Consider the following 13,189-nt stretch of genomic DNA (forward strand, 5'->3'; position numbering starts at 1 on the left):
CCTACGGTTCGGCCATGGAGACCCTTCATCCCGAGCGTTCCCGGCGACGCGCTCGCACGACCCGACGCCCTCGGACGGCCTCCGTCGCCGCCGTCCTCGCGCTCGCCGCGCTCGCGCTGAGCGCGTGCGCCACCTCGCCCGAGCCCACCGCGACCACCGAGGCGCCTCCACCGAGCGGGACGGCCACGCCGTCTCCGGAGCCGGCGCCGGCGCCGGCGTCCGGAACGGTCCGACCCGCGTCGCGCTACGACCTGACGTGCGACGAGCTCGTCCCGCCGGCGAACATCTCCGACATGTTCGACGTCGCCGTGGCCCCGGTCGACCCGCTCGTCACGGCCGCGTCCGCGGGTCTCTCCGTGCCCCGCATGACGTCGGCCCTCAGCATCGGCGGGCTCGCCTGCGAGTGGAGCAACGGGGAGGCGTACAACAGCCAGCTCGGGACGACGACGCCGTACACGGGCGTGCTCGTCACCGTGGTGCCGCCGCAGGACGCGGGTTGGTCCGACCGCGCGACCGGGGCGGGGCTGCCCGCGCCGGGCACGGACTGCGGCGCCGACTTCTGCTCGATCACGCGGGTCGCCTCCGGGGCGTGGATCGCGATCGCGGCCATCGGCGGACCGAACGCCATCCTCCCGGTCGGCGCCGACGGCGTGGCGAACGCGGCGGTGGCCGCGGTCGATTCCGCCAGTCCGCCTGCGGCGGCGTCCGAGGTCCCGAGCGGGATCCCCGACGACTGCGAGGGGCTGGTCCCGGTGGCGACCGTCGAGTCGATCACGGGCAGCGCGGGGCTGGTCGCCGAGACGACCGCCGGCGGATGGAGCGAGTGGGCCGAGGCGATGGCGATCGCCGGCGACCTCGGCTGCCGGTGGATGCCCTCGGGCGCCGATGAGGTCGTCGTCGGTGCCGCCTGGGTGCGCGGCGGCGTGTGGGCCTTCGATCGCATCGAGGCGGCGGGCGCGCTGGTGCCCGCGCCGTCGGACCTGGCCGTCGCGGGCGCGGACCGGGCGTTCGTCCGCTGGGATCCGGAGCGCGGGGTCTGCGGCGTCGACCTGCTGGTCGGCCCCGACTGGATCCAGGTCACCTCCGCCGAGCAGGACTGGGCGCTCGCCGTGGCGGAGGAGATCGCGGCCGGTCTTCCCCGCTGACCCGGCCGCCGTGGCTCAGCTCCGGCCGGGCAGGTTCAGCTCGCCGGGGTCGACGTCGACGTCGCCTGGGTCGTCCGGCCCGCCCGTGCCGGGCACGGCGCGGATCCGGGACTCGTCGACGTCCTCCCGTACCTGGTCGGGGATCGGGTCGGCCTGCTTCGCCGCCGTCTCGGTCTCGCTGCTCGGGCTCGTGCGATCGTCGTCCGGGTTCGTGTTGGCCCCGGCGATGTCGTCGCCGGAATCCGGCGCGCCCGCGTTCGGCGGCGGCGGGCCCTGCTCTCCCTCGCCGGCTGCGAAGCGCTCGAGGATGTCGTCGTTGTCGCTCATGCCGCCACCGTACGTCCGGGTTGCCGAGGCGGCACAGGGGTTGACCGGCCCGCGCCGGTCTCCATCGGACGGGGTCAGCCGGCCTTCTTGGCGGTCCTGCGCTTCGGCGCGGGCTTCTCGTCGGCCGCGGCCGACTTGTCGCCCGAGGCGCCGCGGGCCTTGGACGCCGACTTCTTCGGCGCGGGCTTCTTCGCAGCCGGCTCGGCCTCGGCATCCGCCCCGCCGCGCTTGGCCGCGATCGACTGGCGGAGCGCCTCCATCAGGTCGATGACCTCGCCGCCGCCCTCGTCCTCGGGCTGCTCGCCGAACGTCGCCGCGGTGTCGATGGCGTCGCCCTGCTCGAGCTTGGCCGTGATGAGCGTGCGCAGTTCCTGCTGGTACTCGTCGACGAACTCCTCGGGGTCGAAGTCGTTCGAGAGGCTCTCGATGAGCTGCTTCGACAGGTCGAGCTCCTTCGACGTGATCTTCGCGGGCTCGTCCAGCGCGGGGAACTTCGCCTCCCGGACCTCGTCGCTCCACCGGAGCGTCTGGACCATGAGCACGTCGCCGAACACGCGGAGCGCCGCGAGCCGGGTCTTCTGCCGCAGCGCCATCCGCACGACCGCGGTGCGCTCGGTCGACTCGAGCGCCTCGCGCAGCAGCACGTAGGCCTTGTTCGACGCCGAGTCGGGCTCGAGGTAGTAGCTGCGGTCGAACATGATCGGGTCGATCTGCTCGGTGGGCACGAACTCGACGACCTCGATCTCGCGGCTCCGCTCGGCGGGCAGCGACTTCAGGTCGTCGTCGGTGATGATGACCGTGCGCTCGCCGTCGTCGTACGCCTTGTCGATGTGCTGGTACGGCACGACCTCGCCGTCGATCTCGCACACGCGTTGGTAGCGGATTCGCCCGCCGTCCTTGTCGTGCACCTGGTGCAGGGACACGTCGTGGTCCTCGGTGGCGCTGTACAGCTTGACGGGCACATTGACCAGGCCGAATGTGACCGCCCCCTTCCAGACGGCTCGCATGGTCTCAGTAGACACCTTGGGCGGCGGAAGCGGTACCCCTTGCGGTCTCGTCCCACCCGTCCGGACCCCCGGACCCCGCCGGGTACTCCTCGAGCGGCACGCGCCCCGCACGCCAGGCGGCGAGCACGGGATCCACGATCCGCCAGCACTCCTCGGCGATGTCGCCGCGGATGGAGAGCGTCGGATCGTCGTGCAGGATCCCCTTCAGCACCTCGCCGTACGGCAGCAGGGCGCCCGGGACCTGCTGCGCGACGAGCGTGGTCTGCTCGAGGACGAACGGGTCGCCGCCGCCGTTCATCGTCAACCCGATCCGCACCTCGCCGGACCGGAGGTCGAGTTCGATCCAGTCGGAACGCGGCCGGCCCTCGAGCCCCTCGACGGGCGCCGCGGCACGGAACACCGCGCGGGCGATCTTCCGGCCCCGGCCGAGCGCCTTGCCCGAGCGCAGCACGAACGGCACGCCGCGCCAGCGGTCCGTGTCGACGGCCACGACGACCTGCGCGAGGGTCTCGGTCTGCAGCGACGGGTCGACGCCCGGCTCGTCGGCGTAGGCCGGCAGCGGGCGGCCCTCGATCTCGCCCGCGGTGTAGCGGGCGCGGCGGCCGGCGCCCACCGGATCGTCCCCCCACACGACGGTCCGGCGCAGCACCGCGGCGACCGCATCGCGGAGCACGACCTCGTCGACCCGCTCGATGGGCTCCATCGCGGTCAGCGCGAGCACGGCCAGCAGGTGGCTCTGGATCATGTCGACGAGCGCGCCCGCGTGGTCGTAGTAGCCGGCGCGCCCCTCGAGCGCGAGCGTCTCGTCGTACACGACGTCGATGCGCTCGATCGTGTGGCGGTTCCAGACCGGTTCGATGAGCCGGTTGGCGAAGCGGGTGCCGAGGATGTTGAGCACGGTGGCGCGACCGAGGAAGTGGTCGATGCGATACACCTGCCGTTCGGGCACGATCCGGGTGAGCAGCGCGTTGAGCTCGCGGGCGCTCTCCCGGTCGGAGCCGAACGGCTTCTCGAGCGCGAGCCGCATCCCGTCCGCCGTGTCGAGCCCGGCCAGCGTGCGGCAGACCGCGGCGGTCACCGCCGGCGGGAGGGCGAAGTAGACGATCGGGGTGGCCGCGCAGGCGGCGAGCAGCCCCGCGAGCGCCCTCGCCTCGGTGGCATCCGCTCGGAGGTACCGCGCCGTCTCGACCAGGTCGGAGCGCCGCGGCTCGGGCACCGACGCGAACGCCTCGCCGACCAGCTCGCGCCACTCGCCGGCGCCGATGTCGCGGAGTCCGGAGCCGATCACCTCGAGGTCGACGTCGTCGACCGCGAGGAGCGTGCCGAGGCCGGGGAGGAGGAGCCGCTTCGTCAGGTCCCCGTCGGCCCCGAGGATGAGCAGTGTCGTAGCCGCCATGACCATCCCCCTCCGCGTCAGCGACGCGCCGTGCCCCCAACGTAGTCCCGGAGCCGCGCGGCCCACCCGTCCGCCGCCCGGGGTTGACAGGGTCGCGCCGGGGTCGTCATGGTCGGACGATGGAGGGCCCCACGCCGATCGAGGACTACGCGCTCATCGCGGACGGGGCGTCGGGGGCGCTCGTCTCGCGCGACGGGAGCATCGACTGGCTCTGCCTGCCGCGCTTCGACTCGCCGTCGGTGTTCGCGGCGCTCCTCGGCGGCCCCGAGGCCGGGCACTGGTCGCTGCGGCCGACCGACCGCACGGCCACGGCGACGCGGGAGTACGTGCCGGGCACCTTCGTGCTCCGGACGACCTGGCGCACCGCGGATGCCGAGGCGGAGGTCCTCGACTTCATGCCGTTCCGCGACGGTCGCAGCAACCTCGTCCGCCGGATCCGGGGCGTCGCGGGCTCCATGGAGTTCCGGGGCGTCCTGCGGCTCCGCTTCGATTACGGCGCGCTGCGTCCGTGGGTGCGGCGCGTGGAGGAGCCGACCGGTCCGGCGATCCTCGCGGTGGCCGGTCCGGACGCGATCATCGTCCGCGGGCCGCTGCACCAGCCGGTGGACGGCGCGCACGTCGCCGAGTTCCGGGTCGACGCGAGCGGCATCGTCGACATCGGGCTCACGCGCTACCCCTCGCACCTCGACCCGCCGACGCCGATCGACGTGGCCGACATCCTCGACTGGACCGTCGACTGGTGGCAGGACTGGGCGGCCCGGAGCAGGCCGCCCTCGCCCTACGACCGCGAGGTGCAGCGGTCCCTGCTCGTGCTCCGCGGCCTCACGCACGACGAGACCGGCGGCGTCGTCGCCGCCGCGACGACGAGCCTGCCCGAGGAGCTCGGCGGCTCCCGCAACTGGGACTACCGCTACGTCTGGCTCCGGGACGCTGCCCTCACCATCGAGGTGCTCCTCGTCCACGGCTACCGGGAGGAGGCGGAGAAGTGGCGGCGATGGCTCCTTCGCGCGATCGCGGGCGACCCGTCGGAGATCCAGATCATGTACGACGTCGAAGGCACCCGGCGGCTCCCGGAGGTCGAGCTCGACCACCTGCCCGGCTACGCCGGCTCGAGGCCCGTGCGCATCGGCAATGCCGCGTACACGCAGGTGCAATGGGACGTGTACGGCGAGGTGATGATCGCACTGCACGCCGCGCGCACGGCCGGACTGCACGAGACCGAGTTCTCGTGGCCCCAGCAGGTCGCGCTGCTCGGCTACCTCGCCGACAACTGGCGCCGACCGGATCGGGGGATCTGGGAGATCCGCGGCCCCGACCGGCACTTCACCCACTCGAAGGCGATGGCGTGGGCCGCCTTCGACCGCGGCGTGATGGGCGTCGAGGAGTTCGGGCTGCCCGGACCCCTGGCGACGTGGCGTCGCGTCCGCGACGAGATCCGCGACGACATCGTCGAGCACGGCTACGACGCCGACCGCGGCACCTTCACGCAGTACTACGGCGGCGCGGGCACGGATGCCGCGCTGCTCCAGCTTCCGCAGATCGGATTCATCGCCGCGGACGACCCGCGCATGCTCGGCACGGTCGCCGCGATCGAGCAGGAGCTGTCGCAGGACGGCCTGCTCCTGCGGTACCGGACCGAGTCGGACGTCGACGGGCTCCCGCCGGGCGAGAACCCGTTCCTGGCGTGCTCCTTCTGGCTGGTCGAGCAGTACGCCGCGTCGGGCCGACTGACCGAGGCGAAGGCGCTCATGCGTCGGCTCACCGCATTCGTCAACGACGTCGGACTGCTCAGCGAGGAGGTCGACCCCCGGACCGGCGCGCACGTCGGCAACACGCCGCAGGCGCTCTCCCACCTCACGCTCGTGCGCGCCGCCGACGCGATCGCGAAGGTCGCGCACGGGGAGGCCGACGAGCTGCCCGAGGTCCGGGGCGAGTGATCGGCCGCCGGCCGGATCCAGAGGGCAGGATGGGGTGATGGCGCAGGGCCCGTACCAGCTGGTCGACGTCGACGGACGGCGGCTGCGCCTGACGAGCCTCGACAAGGTCATGTACCCCGAGACGGGCATGACCAAGGGCGAGATGATCGCGTACTACGCCGGGATCGCGCCCGTGATGCTCCCGCACATGGCGGGACGGCCCATCACGCGCAAGCGGTGGGTGAACGGCGTGGGCACGCCGCGGCATCCGGAGCAGGCCTTCTTCGAGAAGCACCTCGAGGAGCACGCGCCCGAGTGGATCCGCCGAGGCGTGCAGCACCACTCGGACGGCGACAAGTCGTACCCGATGGCCGACAGCCGCGCCACGCTCGTGTGGCTCGCGCAGATGGGCGCGATCGAGCTGCACGTGCCGCAGTGGCGGTTCACGCCGTCGGGCGAGCAGGGCGACCCGGATCGGATGGTGTTCGACCTCGACCCGGGCGAGGGCATGGGGCTGCCGGAGTGCGCCGAGGTCGCGCGCATGGTGCGCGCCATCCTCGAGGGCATGGGGCTCGACGCCGTGCCCGTCACGAGCGGCAGCAAGGGCATCCACCTGTACGCGGCGCTCGACGGCTCGCAGACCTCCGACCAGGTGTCGGCGGTCGCCCACGAGCTCGCGCGGGCGCTCGAGGCCGACCACCCCGACCTGATCGTGTCGAGCATGAAGAAGAGCATCCGGGGCGGCCGGGTGCTCATCGACTGGAGCCAGAACAACGGCAAGAAGACGACCATCGCGCCGTACTCCCTGCGCGGGCGGTTCCGGCCGACGGTCGCGGCGCCCCGCACGTGGGAGGAGCTCGACGACCCCGGCCTCCGGCACCTCGAGGCCGACGAGGTCGTCGCGCTCGTGGCCGAGCGGGGCGACCCGATGCTCGCGGTCACCGGCGCGTCCGCCGACGGCCCGCTCAGCACGTACCTCTCGATGCGCAGCGCCGGGGCGACGCCCGAGCCCATGCCCGAGTCGGCCTGGGGCGTCGCGAACGACGGCGAGCCGCGGTTCGTCATCCAGGAGCACCACGCCCGCCGACGGCACTTCGACCTCCGGCTGGAACGCGACGGCGTGCTGAAGAGCTGGGCCGTCCCGAAGGGCGTCCCCGAGACGACCGACCGCAACACCCTCGCCGTGCAGACCGAGGACCACCCGATGGAGTACCTCGTGTTCGAGGGCACCATCCCCGACGGGCAGTACGGCGCAGGGTCGATGACCGTGTGGGACACCGGCAGCTACGAGGCCGAGAAGTGGCGCGACGACGAGGTGATCTTCACGCTCACCGGCCGGGTCGGCGGGCCGTTGGGCCGGGTGAGGCTCGCGCTCATCCGCACCGAGGGCGCGGGCGAGAAGAGCCAGTGGCTGCTGCACCGCATGAAGGAGCAGCACGCCGGTGCCCCGGCGGACGAGGCGGTGCCGACGAGGGCCGAGGCGCCGCCGACGGAGGCGGCGGCGTCGGCGCGGAGGCGTGCGGGCGGCGCCGGAACCGCGCGATCCGCGCGCATGCCCGCCGTGCCCAAGCCCATGCTCGCCACCCCCGGCGCGATCGGACGGCTGGCCGGCGACGACTGGGCCCTCGAGTGGAAGTGGGACGGCATCCGCGTCATCGCGCAGGTCGACGACGGCGTGACTCGGCTCGTGAGCCGCAACGGCATCGACGTCACGGCGACGTATCCCGAGCTCGGCGACCTCGCCGGGGTGCTTCGGGCCGATGCGATCGTGGACGGCGAGATCGTGGCGCTCGACGGGTCCGGGCGTCCGGACTTCGGGCTGCTGCAGCGGCGCATGAACCTGGCGAAGCCGCGCGAGGTCGAGGCGGCCGCGGCATCCGTGCCCGTGGTGCTGCACCTGTTCGACGTGCTCGAGGTGGCGGGGATCCCGACCGTCGACGAGCCGTACGAGCGGCGGCGGGAACGGCTCGACCGGCTCGTGCGCCGGCGCGACGACAGCTCGGTCGACGTTCCCGCCGCGATCGAGGCCGACCCCGAGGCGGCGGTCGAGGAGGCCCGTCGACGCGGGCTCGAGGGCGTCGTCGGCAAGCGGCGCCGGTCCCTCTACCGCCCCGGGGTGCGCAGCGACGACTGGCTGAAGGTCAAGCTGTCGCGCACCCAGGAGGTCGTGGTCGCAGGGTACCGCCGGGGCACGGGCGGGCGGACCGGACGCATCCGCTCGCTGCTGCTCGGCGTGCCGACGGTGGACGGCGGATGGCGCTACGCGGGCCGCGTCGGGTCGGGCCTCCGGGAACGCGACGCCGAGCGGTTGCTGGAGCGGCTGGACGGGATGACGGTGCCCGGGCCGCCGATCGACGGGGTGCCCGCCGAGGACCTCGTCGACGCGGTGTGGGTGCGCCCCGCGCTCGTGGGCGAGATCGAGTTCGGCGAGTGGACGCGCACCGGCGTCGCGCGCCATCCGCGCTGGCGAGGGCTCCGGCCCGACAAGCGGCCGGAGGACGTCCGGCTCGAGGAGCCGTCGGGGGCGCCGGAGCGCGACGGATGACGTCGTTCAGCGGACGCCGGTTGGCTGAACGACCTGTGAATCCGCGAACATCCGGTCCATTGTGGAACAAGAAGCGTGCGAATGCCCCCGAACGGGGGTACCGTGAGGCCGTGGGCACTCTCTATTACGGCGATTCCGGCACTCCGGTCGAGGTCGAGGACCGCGCATTGGCGCACCTCAAGATCGCGATCACCACGAAGCTGCGGCGCGGCGAGAGCTTCATGCTCTCGTGGCGGCACGGCCCCGACCAGCCCCGAGGCCGGAGCTCGCTCTGGCTGCACCCCGCGATCCCGCTCCGCTTCGTCTTCGAGGAGGTGGAGGCCGGCGACCTCAGCCGCGAGTGGATCGAGGACCTGATGCGCTCGGCGAACTCGGGCGGCGGCATCCAGCTCGATCCCGAGCGGATGGCGTCCGAGCTCGGCCGGCACGTCGGGCCGAAGCCCGTCGAAGCGGCCTGACCCGACGACTCCTTCGTACCACGACGCCGGTCGGCTCCCTTCGGAGCGGACCGGCGTCGTGTCGTTCCGTCAGCGTCGGCGCAGCTCGCCGGCGGCCGGGCAGTCGAACGGGTCGCGCGCCGCGAGTCCGACGCGGTTCAGGTACTCCACGACGATGCCGTACGAGCGCATGAGGGTCGTCTCGGTGTAGGGGATGCCGAGCGAGCGGCAGTGCTCCCGCACGATGTCGCGCGCCTTGGCGAGGTGCGGTCGGGGCATGCTCGGGAACAGGTGGTGCTCGACCTGGTGGTTGAGGCCGCCCATCAGCGTGCTGGTGAAGCGCCCGGTGATGTTGCGCGAGGTCAGCACCTGCTTGCTCAGGAAGTCGAGCTTGGCGCCGGCCGGCACGAGCGGCATGCCCTTGTGGTTCGGCGCGAACGACGCGCCCATGTAGACGCCGAACACGGCGAGCTGGACGCCGAGGAACGCGAAGGCCATGCCGACCGGGAGGAACCAGAACACGACGCCGACGTACAGGACCAGTCGCGCCGCGATGAGCCCCAGCTCGAGCGCACGGCCCTGCACCGGTCGGCGCTCGAACAGCGAGCGGATCGACGTGACGTGCAGGTTGATGCCCTCGAGCGTGAGGAGGGGGAAGAACAGCCAGCCCTGGCGCTGGGTGATCCACCGCACGATGCCGCGCTGCTCCGCCGCCGACTCCTCGGTGAACGAGATCGTGTCGAACGCGATGTCGGGGTCCTTGCCGACCTGGTTCGGGTTGGCGTGGTGACGGGTGTGCTTCGTCATCCACCACTGGTAGCTGATGCCGACCACGGCCGTCGCGACCACGCGGCCGACCCGGTCGTTCGCCTTGCCGGAGGTCAGGACCGCTCGATGCGAGGCCTCATGGGCGAAGAACGCGAACTGGGTGAAGATGATGCCCAGGGCCGCCGCGATGAGCAGCTGGAACCACGAGTCGCCGAGCAGCACGAATCCCGTGATCGCGCCGCCGAGCGCGAGCGCGAGGCCGCCGACGAGCAGGCCGTAGAACCACGGCGTCCGCCGCAGCAGGCCGCTCTCCTTCACCACGTGGGAGAGGGCGGAATAGCTCTGGGTGACCGCGGGGCGATCGCCGCGGGCCTTCGTGTCGCGGACCGCGCCGAGGCGGCCGGGGACGGAGAGAGATGCGGTGGACATGATGCCGGCCCGTCGTCGTCGACTTCCCAGCCGGTGAGTCACGGGCGATCACCCGAATAGATATGGCCAGCGTACGTCGGCACGTGTACGCGGTGCGGAATGTCCGGCGGATCCCCAGCAGACCGTCACCCTGCACACGGGATGGGAGCTCATCCCTCCCCGGCGTCGTCGACGAGCAGTTGCAGGAGCGCCGTCTCGCGGAGGCCCCGGAGGCTCACCAGCCGGCCGTGCTCGTACGCCTCGATGACGCGCGGGTCGACGTAGCTCGCCTTCGCGATCGCGGGCGTGTTGCCGAGCACCTCGCTCGCGTGGACGATCGCCTCCTTGACCGAGGCGGCCCGCGCCCGCTTCGTCCCCGCCGTGCCGAGCTGCGCGAGCCGGTCGGCCGCCGCGACCGTGCCCCGGAGGGTTCGGAAGTCCTTCGCCGTGAAGTCCCCGCCCGTGCGCAGTCGGATGTCCTCGTTGACGTCGACCGGTCCGAGGGGGCGCAGGCGCCGCCCATGCGTGAAGGCGTACAGCCGGGACGAGGGCGAGCGGCCCTCCATCGCGGCGACGAACGCCGCGAGCGCATCGTCCGACAGCGTGAGGTCCTGCGCGATCCCGCCCTTCGCCCGGAACTTCAGGCGCACCACGTCGTCGCCCTCGAGGCGCGCGTTGCGCACCAGGAGCGTCGTCAGGCCGCGGCTGCGCGCCGTCGCGAGCGCCTCCTCGGATCCGATCCGGATGGCGCCGAGGTCGAGGGTGCGGAACGCCGCCGCGAGCACGCGCTCGCGCACGAGCTCGTCGAGGGCGAGATCGCGGCGGACGCCCCGGCGCGCGCCGGGAAGCGCCTCGGCGAGCGCGGTCATGCGCAGGAACTTCTCCATGTCCTGCTGCTCGCGCCACACCGGGTGGTAGAGGTACTGCCGGCGCCCGGCCGCGTCGACCCCGACCGCGAGGATGTGCGCGTTCGGCGCCTCCGCGATCCAGACGTCGTTCCAGGCGGGCGGGATCGCGAGGTCCGCGATCCGGTTGCGGTCGACGCGATCCACGAGCGTGCCGTCGGTGTGCCGGTACGCGAACCCGCGACCGCGTCGCTGGCGGGTGATGCCGGGCGACGCGTACGGTTCGACGCGTCGCAGCCGTGGCATCCGCCGCCCCTCAGTGGTTGCGCAGGGCGTCGATGAGCTCGCCCTTGCGCTTGCCGCTGTAGCCCGTGAGTCCCAGTTCCTTCGCCCGGTTCCTCAGCTCGGGCACCGTCCAGTCGTCGTAGTCGCCCGACCTGCCGCCCTTCCGGCCGACGGCACTGCGGCCGCGCGCGGCGGCCGCGTTCGAGATGCGCGCCGCCTTCTCCTTGGAGTCGCCCTGGTCGCGCAGCTTCTCGTACAACTCCGGATCCTTCAGGGACGACTGCCCCCGTCGATTCGCCGGCATCGCCTGCTCCTTCCTGTTCCGAGCCGCCCGTCGATCAGAGCGGCTTGCCCCCCGTGACCGGGAGGATCGCCCCGGACGTGTAGGACGCGTCGTCCGAGGCGAGGTACACGTACGCCCCCGCGAGTTCCGCCGGCTGCCCGGCGCGACCGAGCGGGGTGTCCTGTCCGAACTTCGGCAGCTTGTCGGGCCATCCCGTGGCCGGGATCAGCGGAGTCCAGATCGGACCCGGCGCGACCGAGTTGACCCGGATGCCGCGTGGCCCGAGCTCCTCGGCGAGCGCCTTCGTGAACGCCACGAGCGCCGCCTTGGTCATGGCGTAGTCGACGAGCCGCGACGACGGGTCGAAGCCCTGGATCGACGAGGTCGTGATGATGGAGGCGCCCGCCTGCATGCGCGGGACCGCGGCCCGTGCGAGGAACACGCTCGCGTAGAGGTTGACGCGCATGACCGAGTCGAAGTCGGCCGAGGGCACCTCGTCGATGCCGCCCCGGTCGCGCTGGTGGGCCGCGTTGAGCACGAGGAGGTCGATGCCCCCGAAGGCGTCGCACGTGCGATCGACGAGGTCGGCGCAGTGCTGCTCGTCGCGCAGGTCGCCGGGGAGGAGCTCGACGCGACGTCCCGCGTCGGTGACCCAGCGCGCGGTCTCCTCGGCATCCGCCTGCTCGGACTCCAGGTACGAGACCGCCACGTCGGCGCCCTCGCGGGCGAAGGCGATCGCGACGGCACGGCCGATGCCGGAGTCGCCGCCCGTGATGAGCGCGCGCCGACCGGCGAGCCGACCGGAACCCCGGTAGCTGTACTCCCCGTGGTCGGGTTGCGGCGACATGGCCGGCGTGAGGCCCGGGGGCTGCTGCTCCTGGCGCGGGAAGGGCTCGGTGGCGTGCTTGGTGGTCGGGTCGATCAGGTGGTCGGTCATGGGACCTCCTCAGTCGGTTCCGCTCGAGGGGATCCTGCAACCGTACGCTCGGGCCCGGGCGCCTCGCGAAGGGTTGACAGCCCGCTCACGACGGCGGCGCGTCCGGTACCGGCAGCCGACCGGCCCACGAGTACCATGCCCCGCGAACGGGGGGCAACCCCTCGCGCCGGCCGGGCGGCGCCCCGTACCGTCGAGTCCACGAGGCCATCGGCTGCCTCGGAGGCCCGCCGACCCCGGCGGGCCGTGAACCGTCCACGCGACGGAACCGAAGGAGAGATCATGAACATCCTCATCGCCATCATCGCCGTCGCCGCCATCGTGCTGCTGATCACGGGCGGCGCCGTGCAGTCCCTGCAGTTCCTGCTGTGGGTCGGCCTCGTGCTCGCGGTCCTGGCCGTCATCGTGTTCCTGGTGCGCTACCTCGGCGGGAAGAAGGCGGTCTGACCGACCGACCCCGACCTCACGGCGGGCGCCTCCTCTCGGAGGCGCCCGCCGTCGTCGTGTCGGCGGTACCCTCATGGCATGGGCACGCTGTTCTACGGCGACGCCGCGACCCCGATCGGCATCGAGGACCGCGCGCTCGCCCACCTCAAGGTCGCGATCGTCACGAAGCTGCGGCGCGGGGAGTCGTTCACGGTGTCGTGGCGACACTCCGACGACCAGCCGCGGGGGCGCTCCACGCTGTGGCTCCACCCGAACATCCCGCTCCGGTTCGTGTTCGACGACCCGGAGCCGCCGGACCTCAGCCGCGCGTGGATCGAGGAGCTCATGCGCTCCGCGAACTCCACGGGCGGCATCCAGCTCGTGCCGGAACAGCTCGACACCGGGCCGATCGCGGCGGTGGACCCGCTCGCGATCGAACCCGGTGCCGGGGTGCGCGTGGACTAGTC

At 72.7% G+C, this 13,189-nt stretch carries 13 protein-coding genes; 6 read left to right on the forward strand and 7 right to left on the reverse strand.

Features of this window, described 5'->3' with window-relative positions; all coding sequences use genetic code 11:
- Positions 1–14 precede the first annotated feature (14 nt).
- The gene (locus tag WBQ80_RS12570) at positions 15–1,145 is read left to right on the forward strand and encodes a hypothetical protein (RefSeq protein WP_336572200.1); all 1,131 of its coding nucleotides are present in this window, start codon (positions 15–17) and stop codon (positions 1,143–1,145) included.
- 15 nt (positions 1,146–1,160) lie between these two features.
- Here WBQ80_RS12570 and WBQ80_RS12575 read toward each other — a convergent pair whose 3' ends face one another.
- The 3 genes from WBQ80_RS12575 to WBQ80_RS12585 form a co-directional block, all read right to left on the reverse strand.
- A complete protein-coding gene (locus tag WBQ80_RS12575; protein ID WP_336572199.1) occupies positions 1,161–1,472 on the reverse strand; it encodes a hypothetical protein in 312 nt (103 codons plus the stop codon).
- A gap of 74 nt (positions 1,473–1,546) precedes the next feature.
- Entirely contained in the window at positions 1,547–2,479 is a 933-nt protein-coding gene (gene ku, locus WBQ80_RS12580; RefSeq protein ID WP_336572198.1) for a non-homologous end joining protein Ku, read from the reverse strand.
- A 4-nt stretch (positions 2,480–2,483) separates the two neighbouring features.
- Positions 2,484–3,881, reverse strand: coding sequence for a glucose-6-phosphate dehydrogenase (locus tag WBQ80_RS12585; RefSeq protein ID WP_442892700.1), 1,398 nt, complete (start codon positions 3,879–3,881; stop codon positions 2,484–2,486).
- A gap of 113 nt (positions 3,882–3,994) precedes the next feature.
- On the opposite strand from WBQ80_RS12585, the gene WBQ80_RS12590 reads away from it, so the two are divergent.
- The 3 genes from WBQ80_RS12590 (at position 3,995) to WBQ80_RS12600 (ending at position 8,794) form a co-directional block, all read left to right on the forward strand.
- A complete protein-coding gene (locus tag WBQ80_RS12590) occupies positions 3,995–5,812 on the forward strand; it encodes a glycoside hydrolase family 15 protein (protein WP_336572196.1) in 1,818 nt (605 codons plus the stop codon).
- Positions 5,813–5,849: 37 nt separating this feature from the next.
- Positions 5,850–8,336 carry an ATP-dependent DNA ligase gene (locus tag WBQ80_RS12595; RefSeq protein ID WP_336572195.1) on the forward strand — a complete coding sequence of 829 codons (2,487 nt, stop codon included), beginning with the start codon at positions 5,850–5,852 and terminating at the stop codon, positions 8,334–8,336.
- Positions 8,337–8,446: 110 nt separating this feature from the next.
- Positions 8,447–8,794, forward strand: a complete 348-nt coding sequence (locus tag WBQ80_RS12600) for a DUF7882 family protein (RefSeq protein ID WP_336572194.1) — start codon at positions 8,447–8,449, stop codon at positions 8,792–8,794.
- 69 nt (positions 8,795–8,863) lie between these two features.
- Here the strand turns inward: WBQ80_RS12600 and WBQ80_RS12605 are convergent, their stop codons facing one another.
- The 4 genes from WBQ80_RS12605 to WBQ80_RS12620 form a co-directional block, all read right to left on the reverse strand.
- Positions 8,864–9,970 (reverse strand): fatty acid desaturase family protein, encoded by a 1,107-nt coding sequence (locus WBQ80_RS12605; protein WP_336572193.1) that lies wholly within the window; start codon positions 9,968–9,970, stop codon positions 8,864–8,866.
- Positions 9,971–10,119: 149 nt separating this feature from the next.
- Positions 10,120–11,100 (reverse strand): DNA topoisomerase IB, encoded by a 981-nt coding sequence (locus tag WBQ80_RS12610; protein WP_336572192.1) that lies wholly within the window; start codon positions 11,098–11,100, stop codon positions 10,120–10,122.
- A gap of 10 nt (positions 11,101–11,110) precedes the next feature.
- Positions 11,111–11,383, reverse strand: a complete 273-nt coding sequence (locus tag WBQ80_RS12615; protein WP_336572191.1) for a DUF7218 family protein — start codon at positions 11,381–11,383, stop codon at positions 11,111–11,113.
- A 34-nt stretch (positions 11,384–11,417) separates the two neighbouring features.
- The gene (locus tag WBQ80_RS12620; protein WP_336572190.1) at positions 11,418–12,299 is read right to left on the reverse strand and encodes an SDR family oxidoreductase; all 882 of its coding nucleotides are present in this window, start codon (positions 12,297–12,299) and stop codon (positions 11,418–11,420) included.
- 279 nt (positions 12,300–12,578) lie between these two features.
- Here WBQ80_RS12620 and WBQ80_RS12625 point away from each other — a divergent pair, with 279 nt between their 5' ends.
- Together WBQ80_RS12625 and WBQ80_RS12630 are read left to right on the forward strand one after the other, a co-directional pair.
- Positions 12,579–12,743 (forward strand): hypothetical protein, encoded by a 165-nt coding sequence (locus tag WBQ80_RS12625; RefSeq protein WP_204391644.1) that lies wholly within the window; start codon positions 12,579–12,581, stop codon positions 12,741–12,743.
- Between the two features lie 78 nt (positions 12,744–12,821).
- Positions 12,822–13,187, forward strand: a complete 366-nt coding sequence (locus WBQ80_RS12630) for a DUF7882 family protein (RefSeq protein ID WP_336572189.1) — start codon at positions 12,822–12,824, stop codon at positions 13,185–13,187.
- Positions 13,188–13,189 lie beyond the last annotated feature (2 nt).

Source organism: Agromyces sp. CCNWLW213 (assembly GCF_037199545.1).
Taxonomy (GTDB): Bacteria; Actinomycetota; Actinomycetes; order Actinomycetales; family Microbacteriaceae; genus Agromyces.

What these genes read in the sequence shown, in the direction of transcription:
- WBQ80_RS12570 (WP_336572200.1), top strand. Translation starts at nt 15, where the DNA reads ATGGAGACCCTTCATCCCGAGCGTTCCCGGCGACGCGCTCGCACGACC.
- WBQ80_RS12575 (WP_336572199.1), bottom strand. Translation starts at nt 1,472, where the DNA reads ATGAGCGACAACGACGACATCCTCGAGCGCTTCGCAGCCGGCGAGGGA.
- ku (WP_336572198.1), bottom strand. Translation starts at nt 2,479, where the DNA reads ATGCGAGCCGTCTGGAAGGGGGCGGTCACATTCGGCCTGGTCAATGTG.
- WBQ80_RS12585 (WP_442892700.1), bottom strand. Translation starts at nt 3,881, where the DNA reads ATGGTCATGGCGGCTACGACACTGCTCATCCTCGGGGCCGACGGGGAC.
- WBQ80_RS12590 (WP_336572196.1), top strand. Translation starts at nt 3,995, where the DNA reads ATGGAGGGCCCCACGCCGATCGAGGACTACGCGCTCATCGCGGACGGG.
- WBQ80_RS12595 (WP_336572195.1), top strand. Translation starts at nt 5,850, where the DNA reads ATGGCGCAGGGCCCGTACCAGCTGGTCGACGTCGACGGACGGCGGCTG.
- WBQ80_RS12605 (WP_336572193.1), bottom strand. Translation starts at nt 9,970, where the DNA reads ATGTCCACCGCATCTCTCTCCGTCCCCGGCCGCCTCGGCGCGGTCCGC.
- WBQ80_RS12610 (WP_336572192.1), bottom strand. Translation starts at nt 11,100, where the DNA reads ATGCCACGGCTGCGACGCGTCGAACCGTACGCGTCGCCCGGCATCACC.
- WBQ80_RS12615 (WP_336572191.1), bottom strand. Translation starts at nt 11,383, where the DNA reads ATGCCGGCGAATCGACGGGGGCAGTCGTCCCTGAAGGATCCGGAGTTG.
- WBQ80_RS12620 (WP_336572190.1), bottom strand. Translation starts at nt 12,299, where the DNA reads ATGACCGACCACCTGATCGACCCGACCACCAAGCACGCCACCGAGCCC.
- WBQ80_RS12625 (WP_204391644.1), top strand. Translation starts at nt 12,579, where the DNA reads ATGAACATCCTCATCGCCATCATCGCCGTCGCCGCCATCGTGCTGCTG.
- WBQ80_RS12630 (WP_336572189.1), top strand. Translation starts at nt 12,822, where the DNA reads ATGGGCACGCTGTTCTACGGCGACGCCGCGACCCCGATCGGCATCGAG.